The sequence below is a fragment of the Collinsella sp. TM05-37 genome, assembly GCF_003436455.1.
Classification (GTDB): domain Bacteria; phylum Actinomycetota; class Coriobacteriia; order Coriobacteriales; family Coriobacteriaceae; genus Collinsella.
Window position 1 is genome coordinate 54,344 of sequence record NZ_QSPN01000003.1, and the last position, 19,207, is coordinate 73,550.

The 19,207-nt window shown below is 68.0% G+C and carries 20 protein-coding genes; all 20 read right to left on the bottom strand.

Features of this window, described 5'->3' with window-relative positions; translation table 11 throughout:
• Positions 1 to 10: 10 nt before the first annotated feature.
• The 20 genes from DXD48_RS02830 to DXD48_RS02935 all read right to left on the bottom strand — a co-directional run bounded on the left by DXD48_RS02830 (position 11) and on the right by DXD48_RS02935 (position 19,190).
• The gene (locus DXD48_RS02830) at positions 11 to 256 is read right to left on the bottom strand and encodes a hypothetical protein (RefSeq protein ID WP_040359421.1); all 246 of its coding nucleotides are present in this window, start codon (positions 254 to 256) and stop codon (positions 11 to 13) included.
• Positions 253 to 1,827 (bottom strand): hypothetical protein, encoded by a 1,575-nt coding sequence (locus DXD48_RS02835; protein ID WP_117563914.1) that lies wholly within the window; start codon positions 1,825 to 1,827, stop codon positions 253 to 255. Before DXD48_RS02835 ends, DXD48_RS02830 begins: the two co-directional genes overlap by 4 nt.
• Entirely contained in the window at positions 1,817 to 4,144 is a 2,328-nt protein-coding gene (locus tag DXD48_RS02840; protein WP_117563915.1) for a fibronectin type III domain-containing protein, read from the bottom strand. The genes DXD48_RS02835 and DXD48_RS02840 overlap by 11 nt, the downstream gene beginning before the upstream one ends.
• A 3-nt stretch (positions 4,145 to 4,147) precedes the next feature.
• Positions 4,148 to 7,306 (bottom strand): tape measure protein, encoded by a 3,159-nt coding sequence (locus DXD48_RS02845; protein WP_117563916.1) that lies wholly within the window; start codon positions 7,304 to 7,306, stop codon positions 4,148 to 4,150.
• A complete protein-coding gene (locus DXD48_RS02850) occupies positions 7,299 to 7,559 on the bottom strand; it encodes a hypothetical protein (protein ID WP_117563917.1) in 261 nt (86 codons plus the stop codon). Before DXD48_RS02850 ends, DXD48_RS02845 begins: the two co-directional genes overlap by 8 nt.
• A gap of 107 nt (positions 7,560 to 7,666) precedes the next feature.
• Positions 7,667 to 8,056, bottom strand: a complete 390-nt coding sequence (locus DXD48_RS02855) for a hypothetical protein (protein ID WP_117563918.1) — start codon at positions 8,054 to 8,056, stop codon at positions 7,667 to 7,669.
• Positions 8,057 to 8,119: 63 nt separating this feature from the next.
• Entirely contained in the window at positions 8,120 to 8,752 is a 633-nt protein-coding gene (locus DXD48_RS02860; protein WP_117563919.1) for a hypothetical protein, read from the bottom strand.
• Positions 8,753 to 9,121 (bottom strand): hypothetical protein, encoded by a 369-nt coding sequence (locus tag DXD48_RS02865; protein WP_117563920.1) that lies wholly within the window; start codon positions 9,119 to 9,121, stop codon positions 8,753 to 8,755.
• A 9-nt stretch (positions 9,122 to 9,130) separates the two neighbouring features.
• A complete protein-coding gene (locus tag DXD48_RS02870) occupies positions 9,131 to 9,454 on the bottom strand; it encodes a hypothetical protein (RefSeq protein ID WP_117563921.1) in 324 nt (107 codons plus the stop codon).
• Positions 9,447 to 9,800: a hypothetical protein gene (locus tag DXD48_RS02875; protein WP_117563922.1), complete on the bottom strand. Its 354-nt coding sequence runs from the start codon at positions 9,798 to 9,800 to the stop codon at positions 9,447 to 9,449. The genes DXD48_RS02870 and DXD48_RS02875 overlap by 8 nt, the downstream gene beginning before the upstream one ends.
• Entirely contained in the window at positions 9,797 to 10,216 is a 420-nt protein-coding gene (locus tag DXD48_RS02880) for a hypothetical protein (protein ID WP_117563923.1), read from the bottom strand. Before DXD48_RS02880 ends, DXD48_RS02875 begins: the two co-directional genes overlap by 4 nt.
• A 10-nt stretch (positions 10,217 to 10,226) precedes the next feature.
• Positions 10,227 to 11,165 (bottom strand): hypothetical protein, encoded by a 939-nt coding sequence (locus DXD48_RS02885; protein ID WP_117563924.1) that lies wholly within the window; start codon positions 11,163 to 11,165, stop codon positions 10,227 to 10,229.
• A 13-nt stretch (positions 11,166 to 11,178) separates the two neighbouring features.
• Positions 11,179 to 11,739, bottom strand: a complete 561-nt coding sequence (locus DXD48_RS02890) for a hypothetical protein (RefSeq protein ID WP_117563925.1) — start codon at positions 11,737 to 11,739, stop codon at positions 11,179 to 11,181.
• Between the two features lie 183 nt (positions 11,740 to 11,922).
• Positions 11,923 to 12,804 carry a hypothetical protein gene (locus tag DXD48_RS02895; protein WP_117563926.1) on the bottom strand — a complete coding sequence of 294 codons (882 nt, stop codon included), beginning with the start codon at positions 12,802 to 12,804 and terminating at the stop codon, positions 11,923 to 11,925.
• On the bottom strand, positions 12,801 to 14,324 hold the full coding sequence (locus tag DXD48_RS02900; RefSeq protein WP_117563927.1) for a phage portal protein: 1,524 nt from the start codon (positions 14,322 to 14,324) through the stop codon (positions 12,801 to 12,803). The genes DXD48_RS02895 and DXD48_RS02900 overlap by 4 nt, the downstream gene beginning before the upstream one ends.
• A complete protein-coding gene (locus DXD48_RS02905; RefSeq protein WP_117563928.1) occupies positions 14,321 to 15,748 on the bottom strand; it encodes a DEAD/DEAH box helicase family protein in 1,428 nt (475 codons plus the stop codon). The genes DXD48_RS02900 and DXD48_RS02905 overlap by 4 nt, the downstream gene beginning before the upstream one ends.
• Before the next feature lie 7 nt (positions 15,749 to 15,755).
• Positions 15,756 to 16,139 (bottom strand): P27 family phage terminase small subunit, encoded by a 384-nt coding sequence (locus DXD48_RS02910; protein ID WP_117563929.1) that lies wholly within the window; start codon positions 16,137 to 16,139, stop codon positions 15,756 to 15,758.
• Positions 16,140 to 16,243: 104 nt separating this feature from the next.
• Positions 16,244 to 16,651: a hypothetical protein gene (locus DXD48_RS02915; RefSeq protein WP_117563930.1), complete on the bottom strand. Its 408-nt coding sequence runs from the start codon at positions 16,649 to 16,651 to the stop codon at positions 16,244 to 16,246.
• Positions 16,611 to 17,651, bottom strand: a complete 1,041-nt coding sequence (locus DXD48_RS02920) for a DUF4417 domain-containing protein (protein ID WP_117563931.1) — start codon at positions 17,649 to 17,651, stop codon at positions 16,611 to 16,613. Before DXD48_RS02920 ends, DXD48_RS02915 begins: the two co-directional genes overlap by 41 nt.
• Positions 17,652 to 18,737: 1,086 nt before the next feature.
• Positions 18,738 to 19,190, bottom strand: coding sequence for a sigma factor-like helix-turn-helix DNA-binding protein (locus DXD48_RS02935; protein ID WP_158548914.1), 453 nt, complete (start codon positions 19,188 to 19,190; stop codon positions 18,738 to 18,740).
• Positions 19,191 to 19,207: the final 17 nt, after the last annotated feature.

Below are 19,207 nucleotides of genomic sequence, written 5' to 3' on the forward strand. Positions count from 1 at the left end.
CGCACGATAATCAAGCGATGATCCCGATCGCCGTCCAGAGCGGCGGCGACCCGATGAGGATGGCGCGCTGACCGGGCGCCGCGCCCCGACAGGACGTCGTCATGCAGATGCCGGCGACAACCGAGCCCCCGATGCGCACGTCGACGGTCCTGGAGTCCGCCGCGACGACGGTGCCGTAGGCGATCGAGACGCCGGGCGCCGAAGGGCCGGCGACGATATCGGCAAGGTCCGCGGCCAGGGACGGCATGGCGCTCACGAGGCATCACCCCTCATGTACATGCGGAGCTCGATCCTCATGGGGCATCCCATCGAGAGCTCGAGGTCCATCTTCCGGATGCAGGCGCGGGCGAGCTCGATCCCGACAGACGGCAGCCTGATGGCGCACGCCGAGTAGACGTCCGCCGACGGGTTGAAGATCGCCGTGATGATCGGGCGGCGGATGACCGAGCACTCGGTGGCGAGCAGGCTCGCCGCCTTCTCGTTCGCAGCCTCGACCGCGAACTGCGTTGCCACAACGCCCTCCTCGACCTTGACCTGCGCTACGTCGATGTACGATCCGGTCGGCGCGCTAGCGGCAAGGTAGATGTAGCCCGCGCTGTATTCCTCGGACTTGGCCGGGGTGGCCGTGAGCGACAGCCTCGTCCAGCCTGGCCCGATGGCGACCGTCGCGGTCTCTCCCCCGTCGTCCTCGCGCCAGATTGGCTGGACCCTCACCTGCACCCTCTGCGACGCGTAGAGGTAAACGGACTCGGTGTACGGCTGGCCCTTCTTGAGGAATATCTTGTCCTGGGCGATGCCGATCTCGCCGGAGCCCGACCCCTTCGTGATGCGGATCGCCTGGCTGATGCCGCCGATCGGGCACCCGGAAACGCCGACGGTCTCGATGGTCCCCCCGCCGCCGCTGCACCTGAAGGTCGCGCTGTCGTGGGTGCCGTCTCCGGCGAGCGGGTAGGAGCCGCCGGCGATGACGCTCTCCCCTGACGGGAGGTCGCTGTACTGGTACCGCTTCACGATGCGGCGGCCCGTGGAGACGGTCGACCACTCGCTCTGCGGGCTGTCGTCCGAGGCCGTTCCCCTGACGCTCTCGCCCTGGGTAGCGAAGTCGACGTGCACCACGTTCACCGCGTCGAAGTCGTCCTGCTCGTCGGTGAGGTCGGGAAGCACCCGGCAGTCCTCGCCCTCTGAGAAGGTGTGGTCGATCGGCCTCGCCGCCGGTTCCAGGTAACGCCTGAACAGCACGCGCCCGTAGGCATCGGTCGACGCGCTCCTGAATCCTGCAGCGGAGAGCAGCCTATTGACCGCGCCCAGCTTGTTGTCCGGCGTGTCCGCCGTGGCGGCGATCCCGAAGACCCATGCCGTCGACAGCGTGTAGTCGCTCGGCTCCGCGATCACCTCGAGCCCGCACCCCTCCGCGATCGCCTTGGCCGCGGAGACCGCGTTTGCGCCGGCCGGCACGGTGTACGGCTCGTCGAAGTCGTCCTTCGCGAGGTCGTGGAGTCTGCCGTAGAGCGTCGCGATGCCGGTCGCCACCTCGCCGCTCACCGTGCGGGACGGCGTCGAGCACTCGAAGGTCCCCAGGCACACGGTGCGCGACGCGCCCGAGATCGGGTCCTCCGCGTCGAGGTAGATGCGCACGAAGTCGTTGCCCATGTCGAGCCTGCCGACGTAGTCCAGCGATGCGGACTCATAGGTGTCCGTGTCCTGGTTGCGGCTGATGCTCCCGCCGGTGAAGCACTCGATGGCGCCGGCCTCCAGGCCGGTCGACCGCGAAACGCGGGCGTACCGGTAGGAGGTCCTGAACGACGCGAGCCAGATATCATCCGACACCGTTGGGCTCCCTCCATCGCTCCCTCTTCGTCGATACGGACACCCTGTAGTCCTCAGGCGCGCACCTGGTGAGCGTCCCCGTGACGGCGGCGAAGCCGCGGTCGCCCAGATGGGGTCGCACCCAGGCGCTTCCGTAGCGGCCGAACAGGCCGCGGACGCGCAGGTAGTCGTCCTCCTCGATCGTGAACTCCATCGACTCCTTCATCGAGAGGTTGCCGCTCTCGAACCCCATGGGCAGGCCGCCGCCGACGAAGTGGAACTGGTCGCGCTCGCGCTCGGGGCTCGCCGAGTACTGCGGCGGGCCGCCCATGTTCCTGTCGCCCACGACGACCTCGGAGGCGTCCGGCCCGAAGTTGAGGGCGAACCCGTCGCACGGGCACACGGTCCCCACCTCGGTCGTCGAGGTGGTTCCGGAGGCCGCGTAGCCGCGCGCGACGTAGGAGAACCCGACGTTGAGCGGCGGCAGGCGGTCGATGACGCTCTGCCCGGACTTGAGGCCGCTCGCGAGCAGGAGCCTCGAGCCGTCCGCGAGCACGCGCTCGATATCGAACGAGGCGCACGGCGGGAGGCTGTGGACGGTTGCGCGCGTCCCCTTTATGGACATGCCGCCCCTGATGCGGATGTTGCCCTCGGGCGTCATGGCCATGGGGCCGCGCAGCTTGTGGTCCCTGACGGAGAACTCCGAGATGCCGTCGCGCACCGTGACGACGGCTGCGAGCGCGTCGCTGTAGGAGACGTTGACGATGGGCGTGGCGGGCACGAGCCAGTCGGTCGAGAACGAGCGGGTGACGGTCGTGGACAGGCTCGAGCCGCCGCGGACGGTGAGCTCGAGGACGTACGCGGACCTGTTCTCCAGGCCGGAGGCGATCTCGTGCGACCGCGCGCCCGCGGCGACCGATGTGTCGATGACCGCGGAGCCGCCGCGCAGCAGCCTCAGGCGCTGGTAGGTGATGCCGGTCTCGTCGACAGCGGTCCAGGCGGCGCGCAGCGGGAGCTCGACGACGGCCTCGCCGTCCTCCGCGGGGGTCGTGAAGAACGCCTGCGGCGGGTCGGCGACCCTGAACACCGCGTACTCCGACCACGCTCCCCATGAGGGGTCGGCGCCCTTGGTGCGGACGCGTAGCCGGTAGGTGCCCTTCGCGGACAGGGTCAGGGATGTCGTCGACGCGGGCCCGGTGATGTGGTGCGGGACGGTCTTGCCATCGGGCCCGACCAGCTCAATCTGCGCCGCCGTCTGGGCTGTCCCGTCGGGGTGGTTCCGCGTCCAGCCGATGGTCGCCGTCGACCCAGTCGGGTAGGCGGGGTCGACCCCGGAGACGGCGGGCGCGTACGGCGGGCAGATCGTCGCCACTGCGTTGGATGCCGTCCACGCGGAGAAGACGGTGTCCCCCGCGCCCGCCACGGGCTCCTCGCGGTAGGTGCGGACCTCGTAGACGACCTTCTCTCCCGCCACGGCAGACGGGTCGGTCATGGTCCAGACGCCCGGCTCCTGTCTGTCGGCGGTAAGGGCGCGGGGCTTGTAGGTCCTGCCGCCGTCGGAGGTCGCGCGGACATCGAAGCCGCTAATCCAGAACGGGATATCGGGACCCCTAACGACCAGCGAGACCTCGCCGTCGCCGGAGCGCGATAGCGAGACCGATGCCGGTGGGGAGGGCGTCTTGTAGACGCGCACGGAGCTCGTTCTCTCCGACGTGCCGCCTCGCCAGCGCGCCCTTACGTCGTAGTCGTAGTAATTGTTTGCCGATGTCGACGTGTCGCGCCAGTTGGAGATCGTGACGCTGTTGTAGGGGTTCTCGGTGTCGCCGCCGTTGGTATGGCGGTAGACGTTGATGCCGTCGTAGTACTTCCTAGCATCGTCGTCCGGGTGGTTGACCCACTCGAGCTCGGTTGTCCCGTCGGTCGAGCGCGTGACCCTGAGGTCGGTCGGGGCCGCGGGCTCGTATGCCGGGACCTTGCCGATCCTGGCGCCCTCGCCGCAGGAGGTCGTCGCGCCGACCCCGCCGTAGCCGTTGACTGCCACGGACTCGGTGTACGCCTCGACCCAGACGTCGTAGTCGTTGTCCTTGCGTTCCGCGTCGGTGTACCCACTGACGGTGACGGCGCGCTTCCAGGAGGAGGTCGTGTAGCCGTCGCCCGACGCGCGCCAGACGCCGCCGACCTTGACGTGCAGGCGCACGCCGTAGTAGTACCAGTCTCCGAAGTCGACGGTGGCGGTCCAGTAGATGCGGGCCGTGGTGTCGTTCACGTTCGACACGGACGTGGAGAGGTTGACGGTGTAGTACGTCACGCCTCCCCTGGTCGTCTGCGCTGATGCCATCTGCTACCCCCTTCCGGTCCTGACGGTCCTCTTGAGTTCGGAGACCAGCGCCCTGAGCGCCTCCGCGACGCGCTCGTCGACCTCGAGGGCCGACCCGTCGAGGTAGATGTTGTAGACGTCGCCGCGCTGGCCCCCGAGCTTTGCCATCTGCTCGGCGATGGTCGCCGCGAACGGCTCCGAGTACTTTCGGTTGGTGAGCGGCACGATTGCCTCGGCGCCGTCCTCGCCCACCCAGTCGAGCGGGTAGCCGGTCACCGGCGCGTCGACGATGGCTCCGTGCGCGTGCATGCGGATGCCGCCATCGGCGTGCCGTATGCCGCCTGCGGCCTTCTCGTTGCGCGTCCTGTTGACGGTCACGTAGGTCGTGGTGATCGTCGCCGACCTTGAGTGGAACGGCTCGTTCATCACCGCCTGCATCGCAGACTGGCACTTCGGCAGCGTCCCGTAGCTCGCCTTGGCGGTCATCTCCTTGCTCTTGAGCTTGGTGCCGTTGAGCTTGTCCACCGAGGTCTGCGCCCTGTCGACTTCCTTCTTGTCGACCTTTGTCTTGGCGCTCTTGGACTGGAGAGCCGTGCCGTTCCAAGTCACGAGGTTGCCCTGGGCGTCGCGCAGGTCGCCGACGCTCACGTCGACGACGCCGTTCTTGTCCATCAGCTGCGAGCCGTTCCAGGTGTAAACGTTGCCCTGGGCGTCCATGAGCTGGGCCTGGTTGACGGTAACGTTGCCGTTCTTGTCGACGATGGGCTGCGCGTTGTAGTTCTGGACGGCCCACACCATCTGGTCGATGTTGCCGTTGAAGTTGCCGGCGAGCGCGGCGAGGTTGGCGGAGCCGATGCTGTTGAGCGTCTCGGTCGACACGCCGGCGGCGGCGCAGGCGTCCGAGAACGCGCCGAAGTCGATGTTCTCCTTCGAGAACGCCTTCTTGAACTTGCCGCCCATGTCCTCGAGCGCGGCCTGGATCTGGCTCGCGGCGCGGACCGTCGAGGCGGCGCCCTCGTCCATCGATACGCCCCACCCGTCGAGGTCGTCGACGATGGAGCGGGCGGTACCGTCGTAGTCCTGAGCCAGCTTGGCGAGCTGGTCGTCGCTGAGGCTCGCCAGTTGCTCGGTGTCGACGCCGAGCTGCGTGAGAGAGCCGGAGACGGCGGACAGGGTCTCGCCGTTGGCCGAGAGCTGCGCCTGGAAGAGCGTCAGCTGCGCCTGGGCGAAGTGCTCGAAGGTGCTGCCGGCCTCCTGCGAGGTCAGCGCGGCGTCTCCGAGCTTGCCGTTGAGCACGTCGATGCTCTCCGAGGCGGAGTCGAACTGCTTCTTCGCCTCGTTGTACTCCCTGCCGACCTTTTCGGTGCAGGCGAGCGCCTCGAGCTCGCCCTTGGTGAGCTCCGGGTAGGTCTTGGCGAGTTCCTTCAGGCGGTCCTGGTAGGGCTTCGTCTTGGAGGCGAGCGTGTTTGCCGCCTCGGACTGCGCCTGGTACGCCTCGGTGAGGTTCGCCGTGAGGGCGCTCACCTCGGCGTCTTTCTTCTTGGATGCGACGAGCTCGTCGATGGACTGCTTGAGGTTCTTGACGTTGCCGTCCGCGTCGACGTACTGCCCGTTCGCCACGTCCTGCGCCGAGATGTTGAGCCCGAGCTGGTCGTTGAGCAGCTGCAGCGCCCACGTGAGCCTGCCCTGGGCGTCGGTGGACAGGTCGGTCTTGCCGGCATAGTTGTCGATGATCTGCTGCGCGGTGTTGAGCTGCGCGATCTGCGACTCGGCGGCCCTCGTGTTCTCGTTCATGGCGTCGACGTGCTTGCCGATCGACTCGGCGAGCTCGTCGACGGACATGGCGGATAAGCTGGACTTCTTGCCTACATTCTCGACCCTGCCGGCGTAGGAATCGAGCGCCACGGTGTTTGAGGCCGCGTCGACCAGGCCGGTCGTGGCCTTGTTGAGCGCGTCCGTGCGGGCCTGCCACTCGACCTGTTTCTCGATGAGTATGCCGATGCCGGCGGCCGCGACGGTGCAGCCGATCGCGACCGGATTGAAGCCGATGCCCACCGCCTCGAGCGACTCGGCGAATGTTCCGGCGCCCCCGCGAGCGAGTTTGAACGCCTCGGTGGCCTTGCCCACGCCGCTCGCGACGCCGGAGAGGACGGGCACCGCCTTCTGCCACGCCGCGATGCCCGCCGCGCCCGAGACGATCTCGGGCGCCAGGCCCTTGAACCCGCCGTAGAGCTGCTTGACCAGGGGCATCGATGCGGAGACTCCGCCGTTGACGACCTTGAAGAAGCCGTTCACGGCGCCCTTCGCGTCGTCGAGCACCCCGGCGATGTTGTTTCTGCCGATCGCCTCGAACGTCCCGGTGACGCCCTTGGTCACGGAGTTCGACATGTTCTGGATGCTCGTCTGGACGCCGCCGGCCGCGGTCTCGGCCTGGTCCTTGAAGGACGCGAAGCTCGCGCCGCCCTGCGTATCGAGCTCGACCATCTTGTCCATGAGCTGGTCGAGCGTGATGGTCGGGTCCTTGCCCCTGCCACCGAGCGCTGCGTACAGGTCGTTGGCGTTTGCCGTGGGGCCGAGCATGGATTTCGCCAGCTGGTCCATCTGGCCAGGCGCGGCCGTCGTAAGCGAGCGCCAGTCCTCCATCTCGGGCTTGCCCTTGGAGAGGATCTGGCGGAACTGCTCCATCGCCGCCGCGCACAGCTGGGTCGAGCTGCCCGAGGCGATGAGCATGTCGTTGAGCGCGAGTCCGACGTCGGTGGCCTTGTCGAGGTCGCCGACCGTGGCGGTGATGCCCTGGACGACCGAGACCATGTCGTCGAGCCTGGTGGGCAGGGTCGACAGGCGGTCGGACATCTTGCCGATAGACGCGTTGGCGGAATCGGCGGAGTACCCGAGGGACCGCATGACCTTCGGGTAGTTGTTAAGCGTGTCGAAGCGGCTGATCGCCGACCCGACATGGGACGAGATGGAGTCCATGGCCTTCGACGTGAGCGTCGAGAAGGCGCCTATCATCGCGCCGGAGCCGGCCAGCCCCTTCCCGAACCCGGAGCCCGTGCTCTTGCCGAGGCTGGAGCCGGACTTGCTCGCCTGCCCCTCGCACTTGCCGAGCGCGGACTCGACCGACTTGGTAAGGTTGTCGAACCTGGGGACGATCAGCAGGTCCGCGCGTCCGATCTCAGCCATCCGTCACCTCCACCCACTCGGTGTTCTCGATGCGGGCACGAACCGACGCCGCGCGCTCTACCGCGGCGCCGGCGGCGGCCACGTCCCGCGGGCGGGGCACCCTCGGGGCTTCCGATGCCTTGCCGCCGCACAGCGCGGTCGCCGCCGCGTAGACGCTGTCCACGACGTCCGCCGTCAGGTGCTGCTCCTGGGTCCAGCTGCGCTCCGGGTGGAGGGCCGCCACGGTGAGCGACCCGTCCGGCAGCGTCCTCACGAGGTCGTACGCCTCGGCGGCGCCGACCTCGTCGTAGCAACAGCCGTAGAAGACCCTGAAGTCGTGCCTGAGCAGGGGCAGGTGGCGTTCCTCAAGGTCGGCGAGCTCTAGAAGTTTTTTAGTTCGGCCGAGTAGAGCAGCTTGTTGTAGGCGTAGCCCAGCGCATCGTCGTCCTGCGTGCCGTCGTCCTCGGTCACGGCCTCCATGAGGCTCGCGTACTGCTCGTCGCCGAGGAGGAAGCGGAACGCCCCGTCGAGCTCCTCGGTCGTGCGGTCCTCCTTGTTCATGGCGTCGATGAAGCGGCGGTCGTGCGCTCGCTTGACGGGAATGCTCATGGCGATGCCGAGAACGGTCAGCTCGGCGCAGCGTCCTCGCTTCTGCTCGATGAGCTTCGCCTTGTCGGCCGCCGTCTGCGCGGCGGCGGTCGTGAAGCCGAGGACCTTGGCGTATGCCTCGAGCTCGCCCTCGTCCATCATTGCCAGGTAGTCCTTGTTCATCTTTCCTCCCAGATAAAGGGCCGCCCCGGCAAAACCGGGGCGGCGTTTTCGTTATGGCCCTGTCTACGCGGCGGGCTTAGCGCGGTAGATGTCGAACAGCGGCTTGTCCGCGGTCTTGAGGACCGTGAAGGTGAAGCCGTACTGGACCAGTCCGCCGGGCTTGTGCTCGACGTCGTCGTAGGAGTCGATGGAGACGCGCGGGATGACGGTGCGGCGGAGGTTGCCAGTGTCCTCGAGCTCGTCGATGACGAGCGGGACGCGCACGTCGGAGTTGGCGACGGCCTTGATGTGGCTGAACGTTCCGTCCTCGTTCGTCTCGACGTTGTCGGCGCCGTAGCGCAGCTTGGCGACGGAGGAGCGGACGGACTCGATGAAGACCATCTTGTACTGGTGCTTCTCCTCGGAGACCTTGGTGAGCACGATGGACTGGTGCCAGCCCTTGAACTCGTTGACCGTCACGCCCTTGGAGGCCGTGAAGCCGTCGGGCGACAGGTCGCCCAGCGACACGAGGTCGGTGAGCGTGGAGATCTTGGTCATGGCGTCGGCCGGGAGCGTCGGCTTGGCCTTGAAGCTCGTGTACACGCAGCCGCCCTCGACGGGTGAGCCGGTGGTTACGAGCGAGGGGTCGATATCGGCCGCGGGGGTCGCGTCCTCTGACGCGAGGGCAATCTTGGCCTCTTCGTTGTTGGATGCCATTTATCCTTCTTTCGGTTGGTATGTCTTCAGTCGGTACAGCGCGTACCAGCGCGGGGACCGGGCGAGGTAGTCGTAGTCGGTCCGCATCTCGAGCTCCTCGCAGGCGCAGAAGCCCCGCGCGAACGGCAGGTGCGACATCGCGTCGCCCACGAGCTCGGCGAGCTCCTCGGCCCTGGCCTCTGTCGGGGCCCACATGATGACCTCGACCTGCGGCGAATCCACGAGCGCGTCCTGCCGCGCGCCCCCGCACCGGCGGACCACCACGACGGTCCCCGGCCGTTCCCCGGGCAGGCCGACCTGAACGGGCACGCCGCCCAGGACGGACTCGAGAATCGCCCTGAGCTCGCCCATCACGTTGAGTCTCGGCACGTTTCCTCCTTAGAGCAGGTGGTCGAGCGTGTGGTTGCGGTTCTGGTCGTAGGCGCCTGCCGGGGTCGCGGCGCTTACGACGCCGAAGGTGTCGCAGGAGCCCGACTTGACGACGCCCGCGTAGGGGGCGCTGTCGAATGTCCCCGGGTATTTCTTCTCGAGGGACCTGCGGTAGCCTGACGGCACGTGGTGTGATGCGGCCTCGGCGTTGGCCCTCGCCGCGAGGCGGGCAGTCTCGGTCGCCACCCAGGCGCGGACGCCCGCGCCCTTCGTGACGGCGATGACTCCCGCGTCGCTGTGGACGAAGCGCCCGAACTTGATCTTGTCAGCCATGGACCCTCCCCGCCGTCGCCGTCATGTTCCACGCCGTGGGACAGGGGTTCGTGATGTCGGGGGAACCGACGACCAGCAGCGCGGTGTCGGGGTCGGCTGGCATGCCGCGCCCCGTCAGGGCGATGCGGCAGCGCGCCAGCGGCGGCCCCGCGTACGTCTTGGGGAACGCGATGGAGTAGCTCGCCTCGATGCCGTCAGGCCGGACGGCATCCCCCACATCAGAGCCCGCCAGGGGCCGCACGAGGCACCCCGTGACGACGGTGGCCTCCCACTCGACGACAGGCTCGCCCATGGCGTCCCTGCCCGTCTCCGTGCTCGACAGCACCGTCACCTCCTCGCCGATCACGGCCTGCCCCCGTAGCTCGGGCACACGGTGCCGATGCGCTGGCCGCACCCGAGCAGCCTCTTGAGCGCGGCGAGCGTCGAGCGGTCGAAGTAGGCCGTGCCGCTCGGGTTCTGAAACGTGAAGCTCCCCTGGAACCCGTTGGCCGTGAAGCTCGACTGCGAGACGCCGGTGAGGTCCTCCACGCCCATGGGCGCGCAGGCCGGCTGGACCAGCTTCTTGCGGGCCGCGTCGGTCACCAGGTCGCGGGCAAGCTCGCGGGCGTCGCCCGTCAGGGAGCGGTAGCGCGGTATGCCGAGGGTCGCGCGGAGCTTCGCGCTCTGCCGCGACAGCTCGGCCGCGACGCGCTCCTCGTCGGTCACCGCGTCCCCCGTGTCGATGCGGTACTCGTCGACCGTAGCGAACGCGTAGTCGTCCACGTCGGCCTCCTTACTTGGTCGTGATGGTTCCCTTCACGATGTAGTCCTTCACCTCGGGGAAGAACGTCGCGCAGGCGAGCACGTTGGTCTCGACGGACACGTGGTCGTACGCCGGGGTGTGCGCGACGCCGATCAGGCCGGAGTCGGAGACCGTGTACGTGAGGCCCGAGGTCGCGAGCTCGCCGAAGTCCACGCCGAAGATGCGGATGTTGTCGGCGAGGGTGGCGATCATGGTTCCCTTGGCGACCTGGTTGGTCAGGAAGACGCCCGAGAGGCCCAGGAAGTTCTCGAGGTAGGTGAGGCCGAACAGGTTCTGGTCGGTGATGGTCGCGGTGCCGAGGTAGTCGGCGGCGTCGTCTCGGTTGATGAAGTGGACGACGCGCTCGGCGGCGTCGCCGTTGGTCTCGAGGGTGTTGCCGAGCCTGGCGTCGACGGCCGCGGCGCATGCCTGCAGGCCCTTGCCGGTCGCCGTGCCCGTTCCCTTGAGCAGGAAGGAGAAGAACTGCGAGACGATGCTGCGGCGCACGAGCGAGGCCATGTGCTTGTCGGTCTTGAGCACGGCGTTGACGTAGCCGGACTGCTGGATCGCCTTGTGCGTGGTCATGCGGCGGTACGGGAAGGCCTCGGCCTCGCCCACGGGCTCGTAGGTGGCGGTGAACTTGGACAGCGCGACCTCGTCGCCCTCGACGTAGGACGTGCCGGAGCTGGAACCCAGCTGGACGGCGGCGTCGCCGGTGGCGGATTCCTTGGAGCCGTCGGTCTTGGAGTCGTTGAGCTCGCCGGTCACCTTGAGCATCTTGAGCGTGGTGCCGGCGGCGATGGTCTCGGCGCCGAAGATGCCGAGGACCTCGAGCAGGCGGTCGAGGTCGCCCTCGAAGTTGCGGATGAACTCCTGGTCCATCGAGGCGTTGATGGCCTTGGAGTCGGAGATGTTTGCGGGTACGGGCATGCTTGCCCCTTTCTTACTTGTAGAGGTCCATGTGCGCGGCGCGGGCCATGATGCGCTTGGCGGGGTCCTTGATGGACTCGATGGACTCCCTGTTCACTTTCTTTCCTCCACCGGATCCGCCCTTGTCGAGCGGGTAGCCCGGCTGGCGCGACTCGGCGAAGTCGCCGACGGCCTTTGCCGATGCCGTCATAGACTCCTCGTCGTCGCCGTGGATGAGCGCGGCCGGCACGCCGGTGGCCTGCGACACGCGGGCGAGCGTGCGTTCGCGCTCGCGCTCGGCCTCGGACGCGGCGAGGCGTCCCTTCAGGTCGTTGAGCTCGTCGTTGAGGGACTCGACGGTGGGCGCCTGCGCGCCCTGGGCGTCCCACAGGTCGGCCTTGCCCTTGTTCTCCTTGGCCCGGGCCTCCCACTTGCGGGACTCCTTCTTGAATCGCTCGGCCTCGGCCTTCCAGTCGATCGCGGGCGGCTCCTGCGGCGCGCCGGGCTCTTGGCCGGCGCCGGGTTCCGCCGGCGCGGCGGGCTGCGGGGGCTCGACGGGATCGGTCACGTTGTTGGCTTGCTGCTGGGTCGGCATCTTGCACTCCTTCCGCCCCGTGCGGGGCTCGCTTCGCGCCCCGTGCGGCGGCGCTGGCGGTCTTTAGGCATGGAAAAGGCCGCCTCCCGTGCGGGCTGCGGCCTCGTGTTCCTGCCGGCGCGTTGCGTGTCTTCGCCGGCGACGCTTGATGGCGCGTCGCGCCCGCCCTCCCACGGGGCGTCCTCACTTGGCCGAGAGCCTCTTGCTCACGCTCGCCGCGGTCTGCGCGAGCGACTTGGCGTAGGGGCTCCCGGGCTTGAAGCCCATGGCCAGCCCCGCCCTGTTCGCGGTGGCCATGCGTGCCTTGAGGTCATCCGGGGACGACGCCCCCTCCATGTACCTCTGGATGTCGCCGATGCTTCCGAACCTCTTCCCGTCCACGAACGCGGCGACTACCTTGCCGCCCCTGTGGTGGCCGCGGGACCCCGAGCGCCTGGACCCCCATTCGGGGTGCTTCCCGCGGTACTCGTCGTAGAGCGCCGACGGGTCGTATCCGTCGAGCGCGGGGCTGCCGGAGAAGTCGGCGACCGGTATGCACCTGCAGCTCGGGTGGCGCTCGGCTCCGGCTGTCGCCGAGCTCTTGAAGACGAAGCCGCGAGAGCCGATCATCCGGCACCAGTCGCACGCGCCCGCGTGCGGCACCAGCGCCCAGCGCGGGTGCGCGGGGTCGGCCATGGCGTTGCCCTGGATCGTGGCGTCCGCATAGCCCATGGCGCGCTGCACGGCGGTCGCCGCGAGCGCCGTGGCGGCCGCGGAAGTCCGCAGCGCCTCGTCGACGTCGCTCGCGAGAAGCCCGCCGTGGCCGGGGTCGAACTGCCGCGGTTCGTATCCCTGCGCCGGGCCGGCGCCCGAGCGCATGGCGGCGTAGAACTCGACGGCCGCTGCGGCGGCAAAAGAGCCGAACTTGGCCACGAGCGCCGCGTAGGTGCGCGCCAGCGCCCGGTAGAGCTCATCGCCGTAGAGTCCGGCGAACTCGTCTATCGCCTGCGCGACCGCCGCCTGCAGCAGGTCGGCGTTGATGCCGAGCGCGCGGGCGTAGCGGTCGAAGTCCTCGCGCGGTATCACTCCGCCTCACCGCCGGCGGGCGGCAGGGCCGCGGCCTTCGCGGCCTGCGCGGCCATCGTCTCCGCCATGGCGTTTAGCGCCGCGATGGCCCCGCTCTGCTGCTTCTCGCGTTCCAGGCGGTCGATGGTCGGCTGGGACAGGCCCACGCCCTCGTAGTAGACGCGGGTGCCCAGCATGCTCTCGTCCGCGGCGGCGAGTTTCGTCCACGCGTCGGCGCGCGCCGCGATGGTCGGCATCGAGGGGTCCTTGAAGTACGCCTGGACGGCGCGCTGCTCGTCGGTGAGCCCGGATATCGGGACGCCGTCCTTGACCGCCATCATCATCTGCGCGACCGTCTCGAGCGCCTCGGCGTTGTGCTCGTTGATCTGCTCCACCTCGAGGATGAGCGGGTCGTTCGCTGCGCCCAGGGCGTCCGAGGACGTGTAGGTGTTCGACAGCACTCCCAGCTGCGCCAGCGGGACGTTGGTCGCGCCGGAGAACCGCTGCGCGTCGTTCTCGAAGACGCGTGTGAAGTTGTCGGCGGTCGGCGCGGCGAACTGCCCTACGGTCGGGACGTCGCCGTCCTCGTCCTTGGTGATGGCGAGGAACGACCCGACGTACGCGTTGAACTTGGCGATGGGCGACGGCGGGGTGGCGGGGCCGCCCTCGTCCTCGTCCTCGTCATCGCCCTCCCCGCCGTCCCCGTCCTTCACGGAGAAGAGGTCGTCCTTGGCGCCGAGGATGTATCGCTGGGGGAATGTGAAGAACTCCGCGCCGACCTCCATGCGCAGCACGTCGCGCATGGCCTTGTCGACGATGCCCAGGATCTCGGGCGTGAGCATGGAGTGGCCGAGCGGGCGGTCCGGGTCGGGGTCGTAGGTGAACACCTCCATGAGCGGGCGACCCATGGGGTTCGGCTCCGTCTCGCAATCCCACTCGTAGGGGCCGCTGCCCAAGCCGATGCGCACCAGCGTGAGCACCGCGTCCGGGAAGTGGCACACGTAGCGGGAGGCGTTGCCCGACCTGTCGACGTCGGCGAGGACGACGCCGCAGCGGATGCGGCGGGCGTCCTTGTCCCACAGGCAGCAGAACTGGTTCGCGCTGAACACGCGGACCATCGCCTCGGGCTGTCCGGGGCCGCCCCTCATGACGGTCATGGCCGACACGCCGTAGGTGAGGGCGCTCGCGCACGCCTGCCGGTAGAGCGACCTCAGGCGGTTCTCGCGCACGAGACGCTTGAGGTCCTGGTCCTCCGCGCCGTCGAAGACGAAGCCGTCGAAGACGGAGCGCACGGAGTGCGCCTTGATGGCCTTGGCGCACCACCCGGTGACGCAGTTGACCATCTCGAGCATGGGCGGGATGGAGATGCCGAGGCTCTTCATCTCGTTCTTCATGTCGTAGTAGCGCTTGAGGACGGTGTTTCGCGCCGACACGTCGCCCCAGGTTTCGAACATGTCCTCCACGGCGGCTCGGTACGGCTCGGGGACGGCGTCGAGGTTCGGCGTCTCGACGGAGGCCCTCTGCCCAATTCTCTGGATCACAGTGTCCTCTGCTTCCTGCGCGGGTTGCGCTTGGTGTTCCTCGCGCCCCACAGCGCGAGCGAGCAAGATTCGAGTGGCTCGGGCGACACGGTCGCGTCCTCGGGGGAGCCGAAGCCCCACCCGCCGCGGGACCCGATCTTCCTGCGCACGCACTTCCTCGCCGAATCCTCGAGCGTCGGGTCGTAGGTGTGCGCGAGCGTGCCGTCGTTGAGCGCGTCCACGAAGCCGACGGCGGCGGCGACCACGTCGCGCGTCTGCGGCCTCACGACGTAGCCGCGCGGCGGCTTCATCTCGGCGAGGCGGTCGATGAGCGCGTCGGCGCCCGACATGCCGTCGATGACGACGACCGACGCGGTCGTGCGGCGGTCGTAGAGCCACTCGGCGAGCTCGCGGGCGCCGCCCGCCGTCGTTCCGACCCTGATGAGCTCGACGGCGGCCTTGCCCTTGAGTGCGCGCTGGCCGAGCTTGCAGCCCGACAGCGCGTAGGTCGACCCGTCCCTCGAGAACTTCACCCCGAAGGCCTTCTTGCCGCGGTACCGGTCGCCGATGGCGTCGATGAGGGCGGCGCCCCACGATTCCCGCGGGATGGCCCTCGTGAGCATGGCGGCCGGGCTGAACCAGCCCAGGCGCTCGTGGGCGAAGCCGGTGATCGAGCCGCCGGCGAACTCCGTGCGGGTGAAGTCGAGCGACAGGATGATGCCCATGCTCGGGTTCGATTCGTAGATGAGGTCCACCACGTCGTCGAACGTGGCGTCCTGGCGCGGGCACTCGTCCGTGGCCCACGAGCACCACTCGGTGCTCGGGATGTCGCCGGCTAGGATGGCCGCGCGTGTGCGCGCGAACACGGTGCCGGGGCAGTCCTCGTTGGGCGGCGTGCCCGTGTAGATGATCTGGCGCTCTCCGGTTGCGGACGCGGCGAGCGTGTACATGATGGCGTCGTACTGGGAGTCGGTGAGCTCCTGCGCCTCGTCGAACACGACGAGCTGGATGTCATCGAAGCCTCGCGCGCTTCCGTTGGTGCGCGCCGAGAACTCGATGGAGCCGCCGTTGGTGAGGTAGATGGCCTCCTCGCCGTTCGTGCGGCGGATCCTCTCGACGAGGCACGAGAGCTCGGGGTGCTCCCTGTCCGTGAAGTAGCGGACGAGTCGGTTGAACGCCTTCTTGGCGGTCTTCACGCGGTGCGCGGTATGGAGGATGTGCCAGCCGCAGACCGCCAGGCGGAACACCTCGTATATCTCGATGACGGCGTTCTTGCCGTTCTGGCGCGGCACGTCCAGGCCGCACGTGACGTAGGCGGGGCGGCCCTCGGCATCGCACGCGCACCAGTCGGACAGCACGAGGGACTGCCACTCGATGGGCTCCATGCCCAGGTCCCCGCCCAGCTCGGCGGCGTCCTCTCCCTCGGAGTAGGCGACCTCGCCCACGGCGACCCTATACCGCGGCTCTTGCCTTCCGCGCCTCGTGGCGCTCGGCGATCGAGAAGAGCTTGGTCTGGACGTTCCGGACATCTGGCGCCCCCTCGTGGCCGTCGGTTATGCCGAGCTGCTTGTTGAGCTGCCTGATCTCCGCCGAAGCGGTCTTCAGGGTCGCTATCTGCGGGAATGACTTCAGGTCCCCCATGTCGTTCTGGTAGGCGGTCTGCTCGCCGAAGCTGTCCAGCTCGTCCTGGGCGAGCTCGACGATCTTGTACCACTGGCAAAGCAGCGCGAGCGTCGGCGCGTCGGCCTGGGTGAACGAGCGGCCGGCGGTGAGCTCGTCCCACTTGGCGCTCTTCACGGGGTCGCCGGCGACCGCGGCGGGCTTCTCGAGGGGCATCCGCCACCTCCAATCGGCATAAAAAAGCCGCCCCGAAGGACGGCTTGCGCGGCGGTAGGATTTGCACCTACGTCTCCTCAATCAAGGGCACTCCTCGTACTGTGCTACTTTCCGCGCTTCCTATTTTCCCATATGCTGACAGCCTTATCAACCATGGCCTGCTCGTCCGGCGTCAGCCTTGCCGCGCCCTTCGCCGAGTCGTTCTCATTGTGGTTGTAGCCGTGGTGCGCATGCGGGCGCTCCCCATTATGCGAGTGGTCCACGTCGATCTGCTTCGACCTCTTGTTCTCATTGTCGAAATAGACGATCGATTTCAAGTCGTCCCCCTCGACATGGGCGTAGACGCGCCCGCGCGTCATCGTCTCCATGAGGGTTTCGCTGCCGCGCCCGTTCTTAGATACGAATTTGATGTTCCCGACGGTCAGCACCGAATGGTACTGGCTGCCGTACGGGTTCTTCGGGTTTCCGCGTTTATCTACGCTCCACCCGCTGCTGGCGCCCCTGCCTCCCACGGAACCCGCCTCCCTTGTACTCGACGACCTCGCAGGCACCGAAGTCGAAACCTATGTCGCCGCCGTAGAGCAGCACGCGAGCGGGCTCCAGTCGGCTCATGGCCTCCGCCATGCCCTCGCGCCAGACGGCCAGGGCGCCCTCGTCCCCCTTCACGCCGACGGTCGACACGGCGACGGTCGAGCGGCGCGGGACGCCGTCGAACGTGAAGAGAAAGCTTCGGCGCTGCGCCCACGAGAGGGTCGGGACTACACGGAGGCCCTGCTCCTGCCACCAGTGCCCGAGCGCCTGGGAGCGGTAGCGGTTCCATCGCTGCATGGCGTCGGGCATGTCGAGGTAGAGCGAGAAGTCGGGCGTGAGCACGCAGTCGAAGCCGCGCAGGCACTCGAGGTAGGCCGCGGGGCGGGCCCACACGCGCTCGAACTGGTAGTCGTCGATGAAGAAGTGGCAGCAGCGGTCGGCCTTGTCGGCCTCGGGCGTGCTCTTGGCGTAGTTGAACCCGATCATGTCCGCCGGCTTGGCCATGCAGCGTTTCATGCGGGGCATGCCGTCGCGGCCGCAGTCGGATCGGCTGACGAGGCGCAGGTTGTACGCATCGTCCGTCCTCAGGCGCTCGTGGCCGTAGTCGAGCCGTTTGCTTTTGAAGTCGAGCCCGAACCTCGACATGTCGAAGTCCTTGAGGCTGCGGACCTCCTCGCGCAGCATCGACTTGTTCCAGGTCGCCACCTCGCCGGTCTTGTTGTCGGCGATGCGGAAGGCCTTGATCTGCTCGTCCGTCAGGTCGTCGCAGTACTCGATCTTGGAGTCGGGAATCTCGTCCCACCCCAGGCTCCTGCACGCCTCGACGCGCGTGTGCCCCCATACAATAACCGGGCGCTCGCGGCTCTCCAGGCCGATGGTCCCGCGCAGCCCGAACTCCTTGATGGAGTCGGCGACCACGGGGACGGCGGAGGCGTTGTGCCGGGCATTTCGCTCATATGGGACGATGTCGTGTATCTTCACGTACACACCCGCCTAGTTTTTCTCGGTTTAGCTGCGGTTTTGGCTTGACTTCTGTAAAAAAGCGTATTCGGGGGTATTGCGGCCCTGGCGCGGGATGGTGGCCTGTCACCATCCGGTAAAAGACCCCCGTGGGGTCGTGTGCCGAGGCGCGTCCCCTACCACGAGGTCGTTGCCCGAGGCTGTCTGTCGGGCACGGACGGGGGATTAATAACCGATGCGCCATCGTCCTTGAGTGCCTTGCACAGCGCGACGAACGTCTCGGGCGAGTTCCAGGCGGCGCGGCGCGAGGCGAGCGCGAACCGGACGGCCGAGACCTCGGCGACGCTGCGGGCGCGGCGCCAGTTGTTGCAGCAACGATGTGCGGCGGCGACGTTGTCACGGTCGAAGGGCGATCCGCCGCGGCTGACCGGGACGAGCTCGTCGCACTCGAAAGCCCGGGGGTCGCCCGCAGGCACCCCGTAGTCTATGGGTAGCCCACATATCCAGCAGGGCCTACCCTGTGAGCGCAGCCACCGCACGACATGGCGGCGTCGGGCGCCGTTGGCCTTGCGCGGGTTGCCCATCCCCTACCACTCCACCGGGGAGCGCCCTCGGTTGGACATGCACGCCTCGATGCCCCCGTAGCGCAGCGCCTCCAGGCGCACGCCCCCGGCACCCCCAGGTCGGCGGCGCGGCGCCGCCGTGACCCCCAGGGCGCGGCGGAACGCCCACGCCATGACCGTGTCGTGGCGGCGGGCGGATCGCGCGATGTACTCTCGGCTGACCACGGGCATCATCCCCTATTGAATTAAACGCAGTAGAAAGGCCGGAGTCCCTGAACTGCTGAAGGGAACTCCGGCCACTCATCTGTGCTTCCACGCACATCCGACCCGCACACCGCGCGGGCGGCGCTGCGAATCGACACCCTAGTTATATCCCAGAAGAAACCTGCAACGGTCTGCAATTGTGTGCAATCGTCTGCAACTATCTGCAATTGTCTGCAGAAGTGTGCAATCGTCTGCAATTGCATGCAGTCCCATAAAGACAAAAGGCCCCGACCGCACATGGCGATCGGGGCCGACATGCTGACGCGAACCAGCCATCCAATTATATTGCCGCACGGCCCACGCCAGCCCTTGCGGTGGCGATGCCCACCATATCGACCCAGTCCAGGGCCGATGACATATCTGAATGCACCGACCTCACCGACACCCCCAGTGTCCCCGCGATCTCCTGCAGGGTGCGGTCCTCGCAGTAGCGCAGCTCCAGCACGTCGCCCCAGCGCTTGCCTGGGTTGGCCGAGCGCACGCCCGCGCAGAGCTCGCGCCCACGCTCCACCTCGTGCCGGAGCTCGGACAGCTCCGCGCCGCTGCGGCGCTCGTAGTCTATGCGGTCGTCCGTCGAGCGCATGAAGTCCGTGCCGTGCGCGCCCTTGCCCACGGCGTCGTAGCGCTGGGCGCGCACCTGCTCGCGCGCCTGCATCGACTGGATGACCGCCAGCCTGCGGTCGATGCCGCGCTGGGCGGCCCGTACAGTCTCCAGATATTCCCGTGCATCCATGTGACCTCCCGCGTGGT